Source organism: Verminephrobacter aporrectodeae subsp. tuberculatae At4, assembly GCF_000193225.1.
Lineage (GTDB): Bacteria > Pseudomonadota > Gammaproteobacteria > Burkholderiales > Burkholderiaceae_C > Acidovorax > Acidovorax aporrectodeae.
The window spans coordinates 1-19316 of sequence record NZ_AFAL01000393.1; the positions used below are offsets into that span (position 1 = coordinate 1).

Consider the following 19316-nt stretch of genomic DNA (forward strand, 5'->3'; position numbering starts at 1 on the left):
GGGGGGAGGTCCCGTTCGGCGGCCGCGCGGCATTCGGGGTAGTAGCGGTCCACGGTGTAGTCCGCCAGGGCCTGCAGCTGCGCGTGCAGGCCGTTCGCGGCAAAGTGCTCGAAATGGCCGAAGCGCAGGAAACTGGGCGCCACGCGGGTCAGCACGGCGGCCGTTTCTGGTTCCTCGCGGTGCACGGGGGCGGGCGATCCGCTGAGGCACAGCGCGCGCGTGGTGGGGATGCCCAGGCCGTGCATGGCCTCGCTGCACAGGAACTCGCGGATGCTCGAGCGCAGCACGGCGCGCCCGTCGCCCATGCGCGAATAGGGCGTGCGGCCCGCGCCCTTGAGCTGAATCTCCATGCCGCCCGCGGTTTCGCCGAGCAAGATGGCGCGGCCATCGCCCAACTGGCCGGCCCAGACGCCGAACTGGTGTCCGCCGTACACGCTCGCCAGCGGGCGCGACCCCGCGAGCAGGGTGTTGCCGGTAAAAGCCTGCAACGCTGCGTCACTTTGCAGCCAGGATGCGTCCAGGCCGATCAGGCGCGCCACGTCCGGGCTCGTTCCCACCCAATGCGGGCGGGGCAGCGGGGCAGGGCGCAGCTCGGTGAAAAAATCCGGCCCCAGGGCGGCAAAGCCGTGACTCCAGTCCAGGCCGACGTCGGCGGGGGTGTCGCTTTCGGCGCGCAGGTTCATGGCAGCGATTGTCTCGCACTGCGGATGACCCGGCGGCGCCACGGGTCAGAACGCGACTTGCTCGCGCCCCTTGAGCGCGAGCATGGCGCGCGCTTCGTCGGGCGTCGCCACTTCCAGGCCCAGGCCCTCGATCAGGCCGCGCACGCGCTGCACCTGCTCGGCATTGCTGCGGGCGAGCCGGCCGGGGCCGCTCCACAGCGAATCCTCCAATCCCACGCGCACATTGCCGCCCATGACCAGCGACTGCGTGGCGACGGGCATCTGGTTCCTCCCTGCCCCCAGCACCGACCAGACGTAGTCGCTGCCGAACAGCCGGTCGGCGGTGCGCTTCATGTGCGCCACGTCCTCGGGGTGCGCACCGATGCCGCCCAATAGACCAAACACCGACTGAATCAGAAAAGGCGGCTTGATCAGCCCGCGCCCGATGAAATGCGCGGCGGTGTAGAGGTGGCCGATGTCGTAGCACTCGATCTCGAAGCGCGTGCCGAAGCTGGCACAGCTTTGCAGGATGCAGGCGATGTCCTTGAAGGTGTTGCGAAACACCCGGTCGTCGCTTTCCGCCAGATAGGTCCGCTCCCAGGGGTGCTGGAACGTCTTGAAGCGCTCCAGCATGCCGTAGAGGCCGAAGTTCATCGAGCCCATGTTCAGCGAAGCGAGCTCGGGCTGGTAGCGCAGCACCGGCTGCAAGCGCTCGGCCACCTGCATGGTGGGCGCGCCACCGGTCGTGATGTTGAGCACCACGTCGGCCTCGGCCTTTATCTTGGGCAGAAAGGCCGCGAACAGCGCCGGGTCCTGCGAGGGGGAGCCGTCTTCGGGCTTGCGCGCGTGCAGGTGCACGATGGCGGCACCGGCCTGCGCGGCGCCGATGGCCGCTTGCGCGATTTCCTCGCCGCTGACCGGCAGGTAGGGGGACATGCTGGGCGTATGGATGGAGCCGGTGACGGCGCAGGTAATGATGACTTTGCTGGATGCGGGCATGGGTGCTGCTCCTCAGGGGGAAGGGGGGTGAGAGGGTGCTCAAGTATTGCTCTGCGTGCGTCGGTGCGCCAGCAGCGCCATCAGACGCCGGTCGCGCCAGCGCGCGCGTGCTGGCGTCCCGTCGGCCGGCAGCGCCTCGCGGCGCTCGGCGTTCAGGCGCTGGAGCATGGCGTCGTCCCAGTCGTTGGGCCTGCTCTGCTGCGCCAGTTCGCGCAAGCTCGGAGCGTAGCGGCGCGCGTAGTCCAGCAGGCCCTCGGGGGCATTCAGGTCGATGGTCTCGAAAGGCCCCATGAAGGCCCAACGCAGGCCCAGACCGTCCTTGAGCACCAGGTCCAGGTCGGCGGCGCTGGCATGGCCCTGCTCGTAAAGGTTGAGCGCCTCGTTGAGCACCATGCCCTGGATGCGGTTGAGCAAAAAGCTCCGGATTTCCTTGCGCACCAGCACCGGCGTCTGGCCGGCCCGGGTGTAGATCCGGCGGGCGCGCTGCACCACGGCGGCATCCGTCCAGGGCGCGGGCGCCAGTTCCACCAGCGGCACCAGGTGCGGCGGGTTCACGGGATGCGCCACCAGCATGCGCGCGCGGCCCGCCAATCCTTGCGTGATGTCCGAGGCCTTGATCCACGAGGTGGAACTGGCGAGCACGGTCTGCGGCGCGGTGCTGCGGTCCATGGCGCGGAAGATCGTGCGCTTGGCCTCCAGGGTTTCGCGCAGGTTTTCCTGCACCAGCGTGGCATCGGCCAGCGCCTCCTCCAGGCTGGCGCAAGGGATCACGCGCGCCAGCACCTGCGCGGGCGTCTCGTCCAACAGGCCGTGCGCGTGCAGGTCGGACAGATCTTGCGGCAGCTGCGCCATGCAGCGCTCAAGGGCTTGCGGCACGCAGTCGAAGAGCCGCACCCGGCGCGGGCAAAGACGATGCTCCAGCCGCGGCCAATCAGCCCGGCGCCGACGATGGCAATGCACCTGTCGGTGCCTTTCACGAACAACTTGGCCGAGCGGGCCATCCGCATGCCCAAGGTCAAGCAAAAAATCTCGGGCTGCTTTCGCACCTTTGCCGGGGCGCAAAGCTTCTGCACGATCCGCTCCTATCTGGACACTGCTCGCAAGCATGGGTTGGCATGCTTGAGGCATTACGGGCGGCGTTCAATGGCGCTCCTATGGAGTTCGTCGGTAGCGGCTGAATAAGTCACTACAAATCAAGCACTTACCATCGCCAGCGGCATCGGTTGAAAGCGGGCTTGTGTATAACGAAATGGTATTAAGGCTGCCATTTTTTGAGCTCACAAAAACCAAAACCACTGACAGGGAGTACACGCCAGAGATTTTCAGTTCTGCTTCCTGTATTATTCCCGATCACAAGACGTCCACCGGTAAACGAAGAACTAAGGAGAGCTCCACTACCACCACTCGCACTACTCAGTATTCCCACATTACGCCAAATTGGGATAGCATTGTACGGCGTCTCCGCAGTAGCAGGGTAAGCAGTAGAAAGTGTTTTGATCTCCCACTTTTGATTATTTGAAGAACCATCCTGCACACATTTCAATTGAGTGGCAAGATTGGTCCCTGCTTTTAAGCAGAATCCAGTAGTGCGAAAGAAAATTGTACGGTCAGGCAATATATCTACAGCACTGATTAATCGCTGAGACTTCTGATCAGGGCAGTCGACCATTATCAGATCCATATTTTTGCCCCAGTCCATATTTTTGCCAAAGCCTGGGTAAATACACGAATTAATCCCGGATTTTTCACTTACAAGGTAAACGTTAAGCGCTTGAAAAGCAGGGGTATTAATTTCCCAATTTTGCCCCCCTTCGCGATTATCGCAAGCAGCAACAGTGACATTCCCCCATGCGACGCGCGCCAGGCAGCGATTTCTATAAGGATTGAATATTTTGTAATATCCATTACTTTGTTTGGCAACTTCCCATCGTTGATTATAGGAATCACTATCAAGCTTGCACGGAAAGGTGATTACAACGTTGCGACTATTTGCGTCCAAGCATTTTCCATTGACGGCGGAATGGATAAAATAAGCGTTGCTGCCATTGAGCAATTTTTTGAGAAACCATAGTTTTTCAAGAGGCGGAGCCAATGCCGGGCCACTCTTCGTCATCACCGGATCACCATTTTTGAGAAATTCCCCAGTTGCTGCAAATCCCCGAGTATTAAGTGTAACGTATGCATCAGGCGAACTCAAAACACTGAATGTCTCGTTTTTAGCCAGCGATGAGTGACATTTATAGCTGAGAATCTCCGCGCCACTATCAGTACTGTTTCCGCTAATGTTGAAGCACCTTGATCTGTCGGAAGATGTAACTCGACCATTATCAAGAAAGAAGAACTTTTGTCTGTCATCGGGAGTGGCTTGACAGTCTCCTATTCTGAGAGCATCGCCTTCAGTGCCCCATACTACGCAACGTTCAGGATAGACTTGTGACCGAATCTGACCTGATTCTTCCAGTATCCATTTTTGGTTAGGCTTACTATAGTCACAAGACCACGATACAAGCCTGCCGTTAAACTCGCTATTTCCCAAATCTACGCATAGCCGCTCGTCTTGTGCACTGGAGAGCTGCTTCGAGTAAATCATTACGGCAGAGTTAGTACGTGCTGGTCGCAGTTCAAGGACGTTTTGAGCATTCGCCGCAGGGGACAACAATAGTCCAGAGATGATAAATGAAGCAAACCGCGAACCGAAGATATTGAATGGTGGTTTCATAATGACCTCGTTAATTATTTGATTTTCAAGGGGCTAAGTATGCTCTTTTAGGTGGTGAACAACCAGAAGAAGAAGAATTTGAACAAGTCGAAGAAGAGCTGTCACTGCTGCCATCATCCTCTCGTATGTCCGCTGCTGGAATATACGAAGTTATTATAAATGATGGGTCTTCAGCTGATGGACTTCCAGCATGTGTATCCATATCCACGTAGTGTGGATTCGGTGTTGTAGGGCCGTAGACAATCATGTCATTGGAATCGAACCACATGGCCCGCGCAGAAACAATATTGCTTGTAGGTATGGAGTGTACTATAAATTCATGTTCACTGGCAATATAGCTGTCCTCCATTCTATTTTGGAGTGTCCGCCGCTGCGCTCCGGTATAATTGGTAGTGTCGTTAGCAGCTATCTCGAATATGTCCCGAATGCTTGTGAAAGTAACATCCGTGCGAATCGTATACAGATATGCTACATTTTGAGGTCCAGACGGCAGGGGCTCAAGCGACTGTAAACCAAACTCTTCTGCAGTGCGCTGATCGCTACTTGTGCTTATCCATGCGCTCGTTCCATCATTACATGATTCACCCCATACGTGGTGAATCAGATTGATATCACCACCACTACCATCAGCACCAACACCAGCACTAAACCCCCCCTGGAAAACGACAGAGGGCGACTGCGTTGAACCTCGATAAACCCGAGTGGTCGGATTAGCTAAAGCAATGGTCGAAACCAGGAAAGCCCCCACGATAATAGCAAGCTTGATGCGGCGCGCGTACTTCAACATTTTTCGACTCCTATCCTTAAGATATACCACGCTGGGCATGCTCAGCGGCAGCACGATGGTGCGCAAAATCCTCCCGGCCCCGAGGTCGCGCGCGGCTTCGATCAGGTCGGGGTCGATGCGCGAGAGCATGAAGGCCACCGGGTCGACCATGAAGACCACGTAGATCTGGACCATGCCGATCACCACCGCCAAGGGGCTGAACAGCAGGATCTGCAGCGGCGCGCTGATGACCCCGAACTGCATCGGCATCAGGTTGATTGCGCCCTCGCTGCCAAGCATCGGCCGCCAAGCGAGCACGCGGATCAGGAACGGGATCACGCACAGCGCCAGCAGCGCGGTCTGCACGGTCTTGTTCTTCACGCACAGGCCGATGTACAGCGCCACCGGGTAGCCCAGCAGCAGGCAGACCAGCAGCGTGATGAGCCACAGGCTGACCGTGGTCCACAGCGCGCCGACGTAGGTCGGCGTGGCAAAGAAGGCGCGCCAGCTGTCCAGCGTCAGCGTCGACTCGATCGTGAACGGGGTCTGGATCCAGAAGCTCACGCAGAGCATCGGTAGCAGCATCCAGACCATTCCCGGCGCCAGCACTCAGGTGGTACTCGGCCTCGAAATGCGCGCCGGCGCCGGTCTCGAAGATCGCGACTACGTGCGAGCCGGCGTATTCGCTCGCCAGATACGCGCCCGTGATGCGGGCCATGCGGGGGTCGCTGTCCACGCCCGCGTCATTCCCGAGCGGGTCTGCGTCGGCCTGCACCCGGTCGCGCCGGACCATGCACAGCGCCGCCCCGCGCCACTGCGCGGCAACGTCGGGCAAGGGCACATCGAACGCGGGCCCCGCCAAGCGCCCCCCGGCGGCCTGTCCGGACAGCGGGTTGAAGCAGTTGAGCAAGCGGGCCACCTGGCTGCTTGCTGGCCGCTCGAACAGCCGGCGCGGCGTATCGATCTGCACCAGCGCGCCTTGGTCGAGAACGGCCACGCGGCTGCCCAGCGCCAACGCCTCCTGCTCGTTGCCGGTGACCCCGCGTTCGTGCACGCTGCGGCCCGCCAGGTCCTGGCCAAGGACCTCGATCCGGCCGGTGTCGGGCCGGTGGTCGAACCCGGCAATCAGGCGCAGCAGCGTCGACTTGCCCGAGCCGCTGGGGCCCAGGTTGGTGAGGTATTTGCCCGGATCGACCGCCAGCGTGACCGCGCGCAGCGCCGCCACCCGCCCGAACGATTTGCCCACGGCGTGCAGGTGCAGCGCCGCCGCGCGGCCTTCTTCGACGACAGGCGCGCGCGCCAGCGTGGATCCAAGCATTGAACACCTGCCTTCTCAGTGAAGCCGCGCATGCGGCGGGATGGTCTGGGGGCGAGTGTACTTACCTTATCTTAAGAATGCAATAAATATTTACAAAATCCTGGCCGGCGATGGCCTGCGCTGAACGGGAGTCAGGGGCGGGCCAGCGCCGTCAGGCTGCGCACGTCGGCGGACGTGCCCAGCGACCAGCAGGCCGCGAGAAGTTCGCCGGCGCGCTGCGCGCCCAGGATGGCGTCCGACAGTCCGAGGAATTTGCGCTCGAGGTCGGCGTCGCTCATGGGGCGTTGCAGCGAGCCGATGGCGTGCTCGATGAACACATGCTCGCGGCGGCCGTCGGTCAGCACCGCGGTCACGTCGGCGCTGGCTGCGCCGATGCGGTCGTCCACCGTGGCCACGACCTTGCGGCGCACGGCGACCACGTCGGGCCGCGTCACGATGGCGTCGGAAAATTCCTCCTCGGCTGCACGGCCGAACAGCAGACCGGCCGCACACCCGTGGTACACGCTGAACTTGCCTTGCAGCCCGTCGGCCGGGTCCTTCTTGCCCGTCAGTTCGAGCACCAGCGGATGCACCCTGAGCTCGATGCGTTCGATCTGCTGCGGCGCAATGCCGCGCGCGCGCAGTTGCACGCAGGCGTCGATGCTCGGGTGGATCACGATGCCGCAGGCAAACGGCTTGTAGCTGTTGAAGGATATCTCGAAGCGCTCGCCAAGTTCATCGGTGACTTCATTCCATGCCTGCTTGGTGGACAGCACCTGCGCCCAGCCGCGCGGCGCCTCGATCGCCCTCGGGCTCGCGGTGTAGCCATGCCGGGCCATCAACGCGGCCATCAGGCCGGTGCGCGCTGCGCTGCCCGGATGCAAGGGCTTGGTCATGGTGCCGAACTGTTCGCGCAGGCCGACCGGCTGCGACGCGGCAATGCCGAGCGCCATCGCCGTGTGCTGCGCATCGAGGCCAAGCAGGCGCGCGCAACCCGCTGCCGCGCCGAACACGCCCGTGCTGCCGGTGATGTGCCAGCCGCGGTCGTAGTGTTCGGGGTAGACGGTGTTGCCCAGGCGGCAGGCGACGTCGATGCCCAGCACCAGCGCATCGAGCACCGCGCGGCCGCTCGCACCCGAGTACTCGGCCAGCGCCAGCACGGCAGAAGCCACGGGGCCTGCGGGGTGGATGATGGTCTTCAGGTGGGTGTCGTCGAAATCGAAAGTGTGCGAGGTGATGCCGTTGAGCAATGCCGCGTTTGCGATGTCCACCTTCTCGGTGCGCCCGAGGATGCTGGCCTGCGGTGCGGGTTGCAGCACGCGCACGGCGGCCAGCGCGGCCAGCGCGGTCTCGTGCCGCGCGGCGCCCACGGCGCAGCCCAGCCAGTTGAGAAAGGTGCGGTGGGCCTCGTGGTCCACCACGTCGCTCCAGCCGCGCGAGGCATGGCCCGCGACGTACTCGGCGAGGATGCGGGTGATGGGCGGGGCGTTGTGCTCTGCGGGAACCTGGGTGTTGCGGGCCATGGGAGAGAGGAAGGAGTCTTGGGGCAAATGACGAGGGGACGACGAAAGGGGAAAGAGGGAGCGGGCTTCAGGTGCTCAGTTCGATCCTGCGCTCGCGCGCGAGCCCGGTCCAGCGCGCGAGGTCGGCGCGGATGTAGTCGCCGAACTGCTGCGCGCTCATGGGCATGGGTTCGACGGCCTCGAGCGCCAGCCTCTCCCTCAGGTTGGGCGTCTTGAGCGCCGCGCTCAGCGTGTCGTTGAGCCGCCGCACGACGGCGGGCAGCATGTTTGCCGGACCGACCACGCCGTACCACTGCATCGCATCGAAGCCTTTCAGGCCCAACTCTTCGAGCAGAGGCACGTCTTTGATCTGCGGATGGCGCGTCTTGCCGGTCACCGCCAGCGCACGCGCGCGGCCTGATTTGATGTGCGGCATCGCCGCAGCCAGGCCGGGGAACATGGCCTGCGTCTGCCCGCCCAACAGGTCGGTGAAGGCCGGAGCGACGCCGCGGTAGGGCACGTGGGTCATCTGCAGGCCGGTCTGCTGCTTGAGCAACTCCATCGTCAGGTGAGTCAGCGAGCCCGTTCCCGCCGAGCCGTAACTGAGCTTGCCCGCGTTGGCCCGCGTGTACTCGACGAACTGCCGGAAGTCGCTGATCGGCAAGTCGGTGTTGATCACCAGCACGTTGGGTGTGCCGCCGATCATGCCGATGGGCGTGAAGTCCTTGATGGGGTCGTAGGGCAGTTGGCGCGTCGCGGGACTGGTGCCGTGCGTGGCGACGTAGCCCTGCATCAGCGTATAGCCGTCTGCCGCTGCGCGCGCCGTGTTCTGCGAGGCGATCACGCCGCCGCCACCGCCCTGGTTGTCGACGATGAAGCTCTGTTTGAGCAGCTTGCCCCAGCGTTCGGTGACGGCGCGGCCCACCATGTCGCTGCCGCCGCCGGCTGCGACCGGCACGATGTAGCGGATGGGCTTGTTCGGAAAGTCCTGCGCGTGCGCAAGGCTGTGCAGTCCGGGGAAGGCGCAGGAAGGAAGGGCCAGCGTGAAGGCGCGGCGTTGCATGCGTGTCTCCCGTGGTTGTGGTTGAAGCGAAAGCGGCTGGTACCGGGCGTTCAGCGGTGGCGGCGCTGCAGGCGGTCGTAGGCGTCGCTCACATGGCGTGCCATGAGGTTTTCGCAGCGGGCGACGTCGCCCTTGCGCAGCGCGCGGGCGATGCGCGTGTGCTCGGCGATCGACGCGCGCATGCCCATGTCCTGCGCGAGGTTCCTGAGGCGCGACAAGTGCAGTTTCTGCACGACCGTCCGGTAGGTCTCGGCCAGTGCGTGGTTGTCCGCTGCCTCGACGATGGTCCAGTGGAAGCGGAGGTTTTCGCGGTAGTAGCGCTGCACGTCGTGCGCGCCGGAGGCCGTGTCCATGGCGGTGATCGATGCGTCGAGCAGGTTGGCGAGGGCGGTGCGCGCCGCGTCCTCGAGCCGTGCCGCGCGGCGCCCGGCAAAGCCATCGAGCAGGCCGCGCATTTCATACAGGTCGCGCACCTCCCCCGCAGTGGGCTCCCGCACGAAGACGCCGGCGTGCTTGCGCGCGATCACGAGTCCCGTGCCTTCGAGTTCGCGCAAGGCCTCTCGCACGGGAACCCGCGAGACGCCGAGCCGGGAGGCGACATCGGGCTCGTTGATGCGTTCGCCGGGCTGCAGTTCACCCCGCAGAATCATGGCCAGCATGTCGTCGCGCACCAGCTTCGCGAGCGGGGTGTCGCGCACGGTCGAGAGATGGTCGGAGGCCGGTTCGGCAAGCCAGGGGAGCATGCGGGGATCCTTTGTTCGCTGAATATCGTATACGTTCCCCGCCGCAAATGGCCACTGGTAATTACACGGAGCCTCCATGGCACTTGGCCTGTGCAGGGGCTGCATTTTCTGGGTCGGGACGCACGCTGTAGCCAGATGCTGGACGAATCTGCTTGGTCGTGGCGCCGTTGCATACCGCACGGAGGACACCAGATGTCTCTCAATATTGCGGCTGGGTTGGGCCTTGGTGGCAACGAGTCGTATCCCGACCTTTTCCAGCCTTTTGGTGGCTTTCCCGACGGCGTTCGTGTGGAGCAAGGTCATATCACCATGCCCGAACTGGTCGGTATTGGCTTCGAAGGAAAGGCAGATCTGATCTCCGAGATGAGAAGTCTTGCGTCATGACTGCAAAATAAGCCGGAGTACAACCCCGGTGGCGGCTGCGCAGACCAGGAACTTCGGGACGAAGCCCGCGTGCCCGCCGCGGAAATTGAGGGCGGCGCATGCGAGCAGTGCCAGGCCCGTGATGGGCAGGATCATGAGCACCACGGGGCTTGCGCGACGGAGCCAGGCGGCGACCGTCAGCGGCAGAACCAGGATCACGAACAAGAACAGCAGCACGCCCAGACCCACGCCATGGACGTAGCACGGACCCAGACCCAGGCTCGCGTTGAGCGCGCGCAGGGGTTCGTGCATGCGCCGCAGATCGAACGCCAGGCCGGACACGGCGAAGAGCAAGGGCATCGCCGTGAGCACGACGGCTACGGTGACAGTTTGCGTCGCTACGCCGTACGCGCCAAGGTATTCGTGCACCAACCACGGTAGTCCGGCCCAGGCCAGCAGCGTGGCGTGGCGCGACCATTGCCGCGCACCGATCAGCCCACGCAGGTCGATCCAAGCCAGGCGCAAGCACATGGGCGCGCCCGGTGGCAGGGCCCATGCGCGCCGGCGTGGACGCGGTACGGCAGGCACGCCACCGGGTGCGCGGGCCTTTTCCCGCCGAAACATCCACCACGCGGTGGCGACGCTTCCAAGCACAAAGGGCGCGGGCGACCAGCCCTGCGCCAGACAGGACAGCCCCACGCACTGCACGACTGTTGCGCGCATGGCCTCGCGTGGCCGCCAGCGCAGGGCCCACTGCATGGCCGGTAGCATGATCAGGGCCGTGGCAAGGGCGAGGCCCTGCCACCAACGTTGCGCCGGGGACCCCTGCGGGAGCACGGCAAGGGCCACGACGAACGGCAAGAACAGTGGCAGATCACAGACGGCCAGCACGGCGAGGTCGACCCTGCGCAGGCATTGCGTTGGCACGGGTTGCGTTTGCACGAAGGCCCATGCCGCCCCGCCGGTGAGCGCCTCGCCCTGGGCCTGCGCCCATGCATGTGCCAGCGCGAGCATCGCCACCCAGGTGACCAGCACCGTTGCCACCGGGCCCGGTGTGGTGAGCACCAGCGCCGGGTGTGCGAGCACGCGCAGTTGTTGCCGGATCGGCATCTCGTGCGGCGACAGCAGTAGCAGGATGAACAGCACACCCTGCCAACGGCGCACCAGCAGCCGGCAGGCGACCTCGGCCACATGCCGCAAGCGCCACCAGAGCAAGCTGCGGACCAGACCCATGCGCGAGTGCATCAGGCGGTCTCCAGCGATGCCAGTTCGACGCAGCGGGCGCCAAGCGCGCGTTGCTCGCCGACATCGTGGCAGCACATCACCACCAGCCGCGATGCCGCGATCGCCAGCAACTGCTCGCGAAGCACGTCGCGGGCCGCTGCGTCAAGGCCGTTGGTCGGCTCGTCGAGCACGGTGATCGGCGCTTGCGTGTCCAGCCCGGCGGCGAGCATGAACTTGCGTGCCGTGCCCAGCGACATGGCGCTGAAGCGCAGTTCGAGGGAATCCACCAGTCCGAAGCGCCGAACCAGATCGGGTGCCGTCGAGATCGCGGGCCGGCGCGCGGCTTGAACGAAGTCGAGCCACTCCCTGCCAGTGACGAACGGGTACACCGGGCATGCGTCGGGCACGTAGCTCAGCAAAGGCAAGATTTGCCCACGTACCATGCGCATGCTGCGCCCGAGCACCAGGATATCGCCCTCGTCGGGGACACAGGCGCCGCCAAGCATCGACAGCAAAGTGGTCTTGCCGGAGCCGTTGGGGCCACAGACACATATGATTCCCGGCCCCGTCCACGAAAATCCCACGCGGTGGAAGATCACCCGGTCCTCGTATGAGTGGCGCAACCGGTTGACGTCCAAGGTGGCCTGGTTCCCGCTCATCCGACCGTCCCCCTTGCGGCGTCCTGCCCGTCGGTCCGCGCTTCGACCGTGGCGCGCAGTGCGCTCCGGCCGACGCTTGCATCCCGTGCTTTCTTGCGTGCAGCCAGGCGATTCATGGGTGTCGGTCCGGCGCGCGCTTGCGCAAGAAAGGCGGCGACGAGCCGGGCGCGCGGCGACCCGCGCATCCAGATCACGCCGAGACGGCGCGGCTCCGATGCATCGGGCAGGGGTAGCCGGACGATGTCCAGTCCATTCGTGAGTGGCGAATCGATGTCGGGCACCAATGAGACGCCAAGGCCTTCTTGCACCATGAGCGCGATCGCCAGGAGTGAGCCCAGCTCGAATCGCTCCAGAGGCGCGATGCAGTGCTTGCGCAGGTACCGGTCGGCGAGCTTGCCGCCGCCAACCGAGCGGTCGTAGCGAAGCAAGGGTTGGCTGCGCAGCAGGTCCAAGGGTGCGTGCTGCGCCAGGGCGCGCGGTGCCAGAACGACCAAGGGTTCCTCGCGCAACGGCTCCCAGGCCATGGATTTGGCGAGTGCGAACTCCGGGTGCAGGCAAACCGCAGCGTCGATCTCTCCCTGCCTGACCGCTTCGAACAATTGCAGGGACGCGCCCGATTGAATGAACACGGTCACGTCCGGGTGGGCCGTCGCCACACGATGCAGCAGGTGCGGGAGCAGCGTGTGCAGCGCCGTGTTGATCGCGCCGAGACGCAACTCGCCCGCGACCACGTCGTCCCGCACCACGGTGTGCAGGCTCCGCACTGCACGCAGAATGTCCCCGACGCAATCGAGTAGCCGGTGCCCTGCCGGCGTGGGGCGCACCGTGCGTCCGGAGCGCGCCACCAGCGTGGCCCCCAGTTCCCGCTCGAGGGCACGCAGTTGCAGCGCCACCGCCGTGGCGCTGAGATCCTGCCTGCGCGCGGCCTCGGCCATCGAGCCCGTCTGCGCCACCAGCGCGAAGGTTTGCAGGAAGGCTGTCTCCATCTGTTTTGAATCCGTCAGACCCACTATTTTCTTGCTTCTTTCCCAAGCCCGGTCCGCTTTCTTGCCGGGTGCGAGGGCCGCACACTGCCCGGCATGAGAAGCAAGCTGTTCGTGCCCGGAACCCGTCCCGATCTCTTCGCCAAAGCCATGGCTGGCGCTGCGGATGCCATCTCGATCGACTTGGAAGATGCGGTCGTGGAGGATCGCAAGGCCGAGGCGCGCAGCACGGTCGGGGAATGGTTGCGCAACGGCCTGGCAGACCCGCAGGCCGCCAAGCGCGTCATTGTGCGCGTGAATGCGGTGGACACGCCGCATTTCGAGGCGGACCTGCGTGCCGTCGTCCAGCCCGGCCTGCACATCCTGAATCTGCCAAAACCCGGGAGCGTTGATGCCGTGCGCGCAGCGTGCGCGGCCATCGCGCGGGCCGAGCGCGCGCATGGTGTGCGCGATCGGATCCGGTTGCTGGTGAACGTCGAGACGCCCCGGTCCCTGCGCGAGGCCGCCGCGCTTGCTGCGGCCGATCCCCGGGTGATGGGGCTGCAAGTCGGTCTGGGGGACTTGTTTGAGTCCCTGGGCATCGAGCGCCGGGAGGTCGCCGCGGTGCAACAGGTTCTGCTGGCTGTCCGGATGGCAGCGGGCGAGGCCGGCGTGCCAGCCTACGACGGCGCGTTCGCCGACATCGCCGACGCCGAGGGCTACCGTGCCGAGGCGCGGCTTGCGCAGCGGCTGGGGTTCGCGGGAAAAACGTGCATCCATCCGGGTCAGGTCGCGTTGGCGAACGAAGCGTTCCGGCCGACGGACGTTGCGATCGCCCATGCCACCCAGGTCATCGAAGCTGCCGCTGCCGCGAACGCGCGCGGCAGCGGCGCATTCCTGGTCGATGGCCGCATGGTGGACCGGCCCTTCCTGCGCCGCGCCCAGGCGATCGTGGCCACGGCGCGCGGCCTCGGCTTGCTGGCCGCCGACTGAGTTCCCGGCTTGCGCACGTCCATGAATCAAGGAGACAAGCATGCAAAAGAGTCTGTCGAGCGGGGTGCACAGCCTCATTCTGGGCATCGCCGCGGTTGCAGCGGCGCTGGCGGGCGGGGCGCAGGCACAGGACAGCTTTCCGTCGAAGCCGATCACCTTGGTCGTGCCCTATCCTCCCGGAGGCTCCAACGATGTCTTCGCACGGACCATCGCCCGGGAACTGGGGGACGTTCTCAGGCAACCGGTGATCGTGGACAACCGCCCGGGTGCCAGCGGCACCACCGGAACGGCTGCGGTTTCGCACGCGCCGGCCGACGGCTATACGCTGGTGGCGGTGTCCTCGAGCATGACCACCAACGCCGCGGTGCAGCGCAAGATGTCCTTTGACCCGGAGAAAGGGCTGACGCCCGTGGCGATGTTCGCCGATGGCCCCTTCATCGTTGCCGTCAACAACAGCTTCCCGGCCCGGAATCCCCAGGAACTGATTGCCGCGATCCGGGCCAGGCCCGGCGTGTTCAATTACGCATCTTCGGGCTCGGGCAGCGTGAATCAGTTCGGTACCGAACTGCTGAAGTCACAGGCGGGCAGGCTGTTCATCACGCATATCCCATACCGGGGCATGGGGCCTGCGGTGACGGATTTGATCAGCGGGCAGACGCAGGTGCTGATGGCCAGCGGCCCGAGCCTGCTGCCGATGGTGCGCGCGGGCAAGGTGCGCGCGGTGGGAATCACGAGCGCGCAGCCCAGCGCGATTGCGCCCGATCTCGTTCCGTTCTCGTCAGCGGTCACCGGCTATGACTTCTCGCTGTGGTGGGGCTTGCTGGCGCCCTCCGGCACACCGGCCTCCGTCGTGGAGAAACTGAATGCCGCAGTCAATCAGGTGCTCGCCAAGCCCGAGGTCAGGGAGCGATTCCTGCGCGAAGGCGCGCAGGTCAAGCCGATGACGCCAGCGCAGTTCGGAACCATCATCGCCGCCGACATCGGGCGCTGGAAGCAGCTGGCAAAGCAACAAAACATCCTCGCGGACTAAGGCAGCCATGAACCAGAACAGCGCACCGGATTGCACGGCCGGCCCCCTCACCGGCGTCCGGGTACTGGACCTCGGTGCCTACATCGCCGGACCGTATGGCTGTGCTCTGCTGGCCGACCAGGGGGCCGAAGTCCTGAAGGTCGAGCCGCCGGGGGGGGACACACTGCGCAAGTACCCATCCACGCTGGACGCGGAAAGTCGCGCGTTCCTGGGTGTCAACCGCAGCAAGCGGGGCGTGGTGCTGGACTTGAAGCATGCCGAGGACCGCGAACGCCTGCTGGCATTGGTGCGCCAGGCCGACGTGCTGGTACACAACTTTCGCCCGGCCGTACCGCCGCGGCTGGGCATTGCGTACGAGCAATTGCGCGCATCCAATCCGCGCCTGATCTACTGTGCCGTCACCGGCTATGGCGAGGATGGCCCGCTCAGGGGCCGGGCTGGCTACGATCAGGTTCTGCAAACCATGACCGGGATGTGCGCGATGCAGGCGCGGCGCGGCGGTCCGCCGGAAATCATCTGCGGTTCCGTCGTGGACTACTACGCCGCCGCTCTGGTGGCCGGGGGGGTGTCTTCCGCGCTCTATGAACGGGAGAAAAGCGGACAGGGCCAGTACGTGGGCGTTTCGCTGCTGCGCTCGGCATTGGCCATGCAGTCGGCGCGCATGGTATGGGTCGAAGGCGAGCCCCGCGACGTTGGCCGCGAGATGCGTTCGGGCGGCGTCACGGGCATTCACCCCACACGCGACGGGGCGATCTACATCTCCGCCAACACACCGCACTTCTGGCAAGCACTGTGTGCAAGGACCGGACTCCAGGAACTGCTCTGCGAGCGCTACGACACCGTGCGCAAGCGCGCGCAGCACCACGCCGAGATCGTTCCGCGGCTGCATGCGGCTTTGGTGGCCCGCACCGCGCTCGAATGGGAGGCCGTGTTCGGTGAGGAGGTGCCTTGTGCGGCCGCACGCTCGGTGGAGGACATGTTCGACTTTCCGCAGGTCTTGGCCGGGGACATGGTGCAAAAGTTTCAGCACCCCGCAGCAGGCACGTACCGGGGCTTTGCGCGCGGCTGGAAGTTCGGTCGCACGCCCGGGCCACCCCCCTTTGCCGCACCGGTTCTCGACCAGCATGGCGATGCCGTGCGCGCCGAAGCAGATCGTCTTCGCCAGCGCGGGAACGCGTGTCAGAACACAGGGAAGCCATCGCCGCATGATGGAGCGGGCACCCTGCGTGGAGCGCAGTGAGACCGCCACCCACAGCGAAGCTGAAACGCGTCGGCTTCGGGCTGCACGGGCCATGAATTCCCGCTCAGTGTTTGTGCCCGTCCATAGTGCCGCTGGCGCCGTCAGGGGTCACGGTGTGCACGGGAACGGTCAGGTCGAGCCGGACCTCCTCGCCCTTGGCGTCCTGGAACACCAGGCTGATCGGCACCGAGCTGCCCTTCATCAGCGGGGCCTTCAGGTCCATCAGCATGATGTGGCGGCCGCCCGGCTTGAGTTCCACCGTCTTGCCGGCGGGCAGGTCCAGCGCGGCAATGGCGCGCATCTTCATGATGCCGTCTTCCATTTTCATCTCGTGCAGCTCGGTGACTCCCGCAGCGGGTGACTCGGCGCGCACCAGGCGCATGCTGTCCTTGGCCGTGAGGCGCATGAAAGCGCCCGTGCCTTTCTGGCCCTGCACGCTGGCGCGCGCCCAGGCGCCGTCGGCTGCGACGGGAGCGTGGTCCGCGCAGGCCAGGGCGGCAGTCAGGGTGCAGGCCAGGACAGCGGTGTGAAGCAGTTTTTTCATGATGTTCTTTCTCTCTTCGGTTGGGTGAAAAATGGGGCAGCGCGCTGTTTGCAGCCGCTGCGGAAAACTCCAGGCCCGGGGGGTGTGCGCTGGTCTTGGGCGCGAGTCCGGGCGTGCGCCATGGCTGACGCCATGCGCTTGCCAGCGCATGTTTCACCAGCGCCGGCAGCCGTCGAACAGGCAGCGGATCAGGAATGGGTTGGGGGGCCGCGCGGCGGTAGCGGCGCGGCCGTGCGCGCGGCGATATGCGCGGCGGGGAGGGGGCGCAGCGTCTGCGCGCGCGGGTAGACCACGGGCTGGCCAGACGCTGGCCTGGACGGTGGCGCGCCGGCATGGACGCACAGGGGGCAGTCCAGCGTGTGGTGGTTGGATATCTCCTGGGTGCCGTCGGCGGTCTGGGTCAGCAGCGTGATGGCGCCCGAGCCCGAGCAGATCAGTTCCATCGACCGCGGCTTGACCAGCGGCGACGCCACGGCCACGCCGATGGACAGGACGAACCACGCCAGTACGAGGCGGGCGAGCCAGCGCGCGTGGCGGATGGTTTGCATGGGCGACAGCAGCATGGAGAGCCGGGCATTGTAGACACGCCCGCAGAAGGGCCATGCGCGGCGCACCTACCGGACCGACCTGCCCGTGCGGCGATTACCGGGCCCGCACGCTCTCAGTTCTGCGGCGGCCATTGCCTGGCCGTGTGCAAGACGCGCAGCACGCGCACCAAGTCGCCAGCCACGTCATAGACCAGGAGGTAATTGCGGTGCACTACCAGTTCGCGGGTGCCGGCGACGCGACCGGGCCGGCCGAGGCCGGGATGATCGAGCAGGCGACCGGATCTCTGCGCGAACGACTCGTCGAGGGCCTGCGCGGCGGCCGGGTTGTCGGCCTCGATGTAGTCGTGGATTTCGTCGCGGTCTTGGGTCGCATCGAGCGTCCAGAACAGTTCCATCATTCGGTCTGGGCTTCAAGCCGGTGGCGCGTTGCCGCCCGCTTGGCCGTGAACCTGGCTTCGACCTCGGCCGCTGGAATCAGCCTGCCGGCGTTGGCCGAGTCCAGGCCGATTTGCACTTGGCGACGGAACCAGGCGTCATGCTCGGTCGCTTCCTGCTGTTGCCGCACGAAGTCGCGCATGAAGTCGCGCAGGATCTGCGCAGCACTGCGGTCGCGGGTCTTGGCTGCACTGGAGAAATCGTTTTTCAGGGCCTCGTCGACCCGGAAAGTGAAAGTCGCTTCGCTCATGTCGTCACCCTCGTGATGTTACAAGAGGGGTGCAATATAACACGTGGAGGGCGAGGGTGTTTCTGGCAGCCCTGTCCCGGGCATCATGCAGAAGGCCGCGCAGCGAACGCAACGGCGGCGTTGCCGGGCCGCTCCCGGCATGCGCCCAGCCCGCGTCGCACCACGACGCGAGCAGTTCCAGCGCAGCGTCGCTGGCGCGCGCCAGATCGCGCGCCGTCAGCTGCCGCTCGTCGGCCAGGCGCCGCATCAGGCGGGCGTCGTGCCCCGCCGCGCGGTAGCTCTCGCCGTTCATGAAAACATGCTGCGCGTCGTACAGCATGCGGCTGCGGCGGTCCAGGTGCAGGCCCTTGCGCAGCGCGCTGGCGTCCCCGGCCTCGAACCACACGCCGGGCTTGGGCTCGGTCAGATACGCACCCAGCGCACGCTCGAGCCCCAAGGGTTGCGCAAGGGCGCGGGACAGGGCCGCGTGGGCGAATGCCTGCAACTCCGCGGGAATGGCCGCGGGGTTCGACAGGGCCGGCTGGCCCGCGTCGCGGTACAGCCGGGAAGGGTCGTCGCCGACATCGTCCGCCAGGCGCAGCAGCAGTTCGCGCGCGAGTTCGGCGCGCGCAGGCGCCCGAAAGCCGATGGAATAGGTCATGCACTCCCCCTCGGCGATGCCGTCATGGGCGTAGCGCGGCGGCAGGTACAGCATGTCACCCGGGTCGAGCACGAACTCCTCTTCGGGCGCGAAGCGCGCCAGCACCTTCAACGGGAGGTCGCCGCGCAACGCCAAGTCCTTTTGGCGGCCGATGCGCCAGCGGCGCCTGCCGTGGGCCTGGAGCAGGAAGACGTCGTAGCTGTCGAAATGGGGCCCCACGCCGCCGCCGTCGCTGGCGTAGCTGATCATGAGGTCATCGAGCCGCGCCTCGGGAACGAAGCGGAACTGCTGCAGCAGCGCATGGGCCGCGTCGTCGTGCAGATCGACGCCCTGCACCAGCAGGGTCCAGTCGGGCTGCTGCAGGGCGGGCAGCGCGCGGCGGCTGAAAGGCCCATGGCGCAGCTTCCAGGCCCCCGGGGTCGATTGCAGCAGACGCGACTCCACGCCCTCGCGCGCGGCCAGCGCGAACAGCGCGGCCCGCAGCACGGGCGGGGCAAACCGGGGGATGGCCTGGCGCACCAGCAGGGGTTTTTTCTGCCAGTGGCGGCGCATGAATTGCGCGGGAGTCAGTCCGCCGAGCAGGGCAAGGGTTTGCTGGATATCCATGGGAGGGGCTGCGCCCGGTGGCGGGATGGTGGGTCGAACTGCGACAATTCTCCTATGGAAATCACCCGACA

Annotated in this window: 20 protein-coding genes and 2 pseudogenes; 5 read left to right on the forward strand and 17 right to left on the reverse strand. The window is 65.3% G+C overall.

Features of this window, described 5'->3' with window-relative positions; translation table 11 throughout:
• From VTU_RS0110565 to VTU_RS26815, 3 genes are all read right to left on the reverse strand, one after another.
• Window positions 1-683: protein adenylyltransferase SelO family protein (locus VTU_RS0110565; RefSeq protein WP_010103984.1), on the reverse strand; the 683-nt coding region annotated here is incomplete at its 3' end.
• A gap of 45 nt (window positions 684-728) precedes the next feature.
• On the reverse strand, window positions 729-1661 hold the full coding sequence (gene kce, locus VTU_RS0110570; protein WP_010103986.1) for a 3,5-dioxohexanoate:acetyl-CoA acetone transferase: 933 nt from the start codon (window positions 1659-1661) through the stop codon (window positions 729-731).
• A gap of 39 nt (window positions 1662-1700) precedes the next feature.
• Entirely contained in the window at window positions 1701-2513 is an 813-nt protein-coding gene (locus VTU_RS26815) for a 3-hydroxyacyl-CoA dehydrogenase (protein ID WP_010103988.1), read from the reverse strand.
• Here VTU_RS26815 and VTU_RS35855 point away from each other — a divergent pair.
• Window positions 2496-2843, forward strand: coding sequence for an IS66 family transposase (locus VTU_RS35855; protein WP_438873580.1), 348 nt, complete (start codon window positions 2496-2498; stop codon window positions 2841-2843). The genes VTU_RS26815 and VTU_RS35855 overlap by 18 nt on opposite strands.
• A 73-nt stretch (window positions 2844-2916) precedes the next feature.
• On the opposite strand, the gene VTU_RS31415 is transcribed toward VTU_RS35855, so the two are convergent.
• From VTU_RS31415 to VTU_RS0110610, 6 genes and pseudogenes are all read right to left on the reverse strand, one after another.
• Window positions 2917-4380 carry a ricin-type beta-trefoil lectin domain protein gene (locus VTU_RS31415; protein ID WP_081479790.1) on the reverse strand — a complete coding sequence of 488 codons (1464 nt, stop codon included), beginning with the start codon at window positions 4378-4380 and terminating at the stop codon, window positions 2917-2919.
• A gap of 25 nt (window positions 4381-4405) precedes the next feature.
• Entirely contained in the window at window positions 4406-5710 is a 1305-nt protein-coding gene (locus tag VTU_RS32695; RefSeq protein ID WP_236610705.1) for a hypothetical protein, read from the reverse strand.
• A 472-nt stretch (window positions 5711-6182) separates the two neighbouring features.
• A pseudogene (locus VTU_RS34780) lies at window positions 6183-6464 on the reverse strand (ATP-binding cassette domain-containing protein); the annotation flags it as partial.
• A gap of 131 nt (window positions 6465-6595) precedes the next feature.
• The gene (locus VTU_RS0110600) at window positions 6596-7966 is read right to left on the reverse strand and encodes an MmgE/PrpD family protein (protein WP_010103995.1); all 1371 of its coding nucleotides are present in this window, start codon (window positions 7964-7966) and stop codon (window positions 6596-6598) included.
• 67 nt (window positions 7967-8033) lie between these two features.
• The gene (locus VTU_RS0110605) at window positions 8034-9008 is read right to left on the reverse strand and encodes a Bug family tripartite tricarboxylate transporter substrate binding protein (RefSeq protein ID WP_010103996.1); all 975 of its coding nucleotides are present in this window, start codon (window positions 9006-9008) and stop codon (window positions 8034-8036) included.
• Between the two features lie 50 nt (window positions 9009-9058).
• Window positions 9059-9751: a GntR family transcriptional regulator gene (locus tag VTU_RS0110610; protein WP_010103998.1), complete on the reverse strand. Its 693-nt coding sequence runs from the start codon at window positions 9749-9751 to the stop codon at window positions 9059-9061.
• A gap of 153 nt (window positions 9752-9904) precedes the next feature.
• Here VTU_RS0110610 and VTU_RS26825 point away from each other — a divergent pair.
• Window positions 9905-10135, forward strand: a pseudogene (locus VTU_RS26825) (mandelate racemase); the annotation flags it as partial.
• Here the strand turns inward: VTU_RS26825 and VTU_RS0110615 are convergent.
• Genes VTU_RS0110615 through VTU_RS0110625 form a run of 3 tightly spaced genes read right to left on the reverse strand, consistent with a single transcriptional unit; the run spans window position 10130 to window position 12983 of the window.
• Complete coding sequence (locus VTU_RS0110615) at window positions 10130-11359, reverse strand: hypothetical protein (RefSeq protein WP_010104002.1); 1230 nt, start codon at window positions 11357-11359, stop codon at window positions 10130-10132. The pseudogene VTU_RS26825 and the gene VTU_RS0110615 overlap by 6 nt on opposite strands.
• Entirely contained in the window at window positions 11359-11997 is a 639-nt protein-coding gene (locus VTU_RS26830; RefSeq protein WP_010104004.1) for an ABC transporter ATP-binding protein, read from the reverse strand. Before VTU_RS26830 ends, VTU_RS0110615 begins: the two co-directional genes overlap by 1 nt.
• On the reverse strand, window positions 11994-12983 hold the full coding sequence (locus VTU_RS0110625; RefSeq protein WP_010104005.1) for a LysR family transcriptional regulator: 990 nt from the start codon (window positions 12981-12983) through the stop codon (window positions 11994-11996). The genes VTU_RS26830 and VTU_RS0110625 overlap by 4 nt, the downstream gene beginning before the upstream one ends.
• A gap of 93 nt (window positions 12984-13076) precedes the next feature.
• Between VTU_RS0110625 and VTU_RS0110630 the strand changes: the two genes are divergently transcribed.
• The 3 genes from VTU_RS0110630 to VTU_RS26835 are packed head-to-tail and all read left to right on the forward strand — an operon-like array spanning window position 13077 to window position 16222.
• Entirely contained in the window at window positions 13077-13952 is an 876-nt protein-coding gene (locus VTU_RS0110630) for an HpcH/HpaI aldolase/citrate lyase family protein (protein ID WP_010104007.1), read from the forward strand.
• Window positions 13953-13992: 40 nt separating this feature from the next.
• On the forward strand, window positions 13993-14982 hold the full coding sequence (locus tag VTU_RS0110635; protein ID WP_010104008.1) for a tripartite tricarboxylate transporter substrate binding protein: 990 nt from the start codon (window positions 13993-13995) through the stop codon (window positions 14980-14982).
• A gap of 7 nt (window positions 14983-14989) precedes the next feature.
• Complete coding sequence (locus tag VTU_RS26835; protein ID WP_010104010.1) at window positions 14990-16222, forward strand: CaiB/BaiF CoA transferase family protein; 1233 nt, start codon at window positions 14990-14992, stop codon at window positions 16220-16222.
• 64 nt (window positions 16223-16286) lie between these two features.
• Here the strand turns inward: VTU_RS26835 and VTU_RS0110645 are convergent, their stop codons facing one another.
• The 5 genes from VTU_RS0110645 to VTU_RS0110665 all read right to left on the reverse strand — a co-directional run bounded on the left by VTU_RS0110645 (window position 16287) and on the right by VTU_RS0110665 (window position 19245).
• A complete protein-coding gene (locus VTU_RS0110645) occupies window positions 16287-16766 on the reverse strand; it encodes a copper chaperone PCu(A)C (protein ID WP_010104011.1) in 480 nt (159 codons plus the stop codon).
• Window positions 16767-16954: 188 nt separating this feature from the next.
• Window positions 16955-17314, reverse strand: a complete 360-nt coding sequence (locus VTU_RS0110650) for a DUF2946 family protein (protein ID WP_040892675.1) — start codon at window positions 17312-17314, stop codon at window positions 16955-16957.
• A 113-nt stretch (window positions 17315-17427) separates the two neighbouring features.
• The gene (locus VTU_RS0110655) at window positions 17428-17712 is read right to left on the reverse strand and encodes a type II toxin-antitoxin system RelE/ParE family toxin (RefSeq protein WP_010104013.1); all 285 of its coding nucleotides are present in this window, start codon (window positions 17710-17712) and stop codon (window positions 17428-17430) included.
• Window positions 17709-17999 carry a CopG family ribbon-helix-helix protein gene (locus VTU_RS0110660; protein ID WP_010104014.1) on the reverse strand — a complete coding sequence of 97 codons (291 nt, stop codon included), beginning with the start codon at window positions 17997-17999 and terminating at the stop codon, window positions 17709-17711. The genes VTU_RS0110655 and VTU_RS0110660 overlap by 4 nt, the downstream gene beginning before the upstream one ends.
• A 4-nt stretch (window positions 18000-18003) precedes the next feature.
• Window positions 18004-19245, reverse strand: coding sequence for a JmjC domain-containing protein (locus VTU_RS0110665; protein WP_010104015.1), 1242 nt, complete (start codon window positions 19243-19245; stop codon window positions 18004-18006).
• Window positions 19246-19316: the final 71 nt, after the last annotated feature.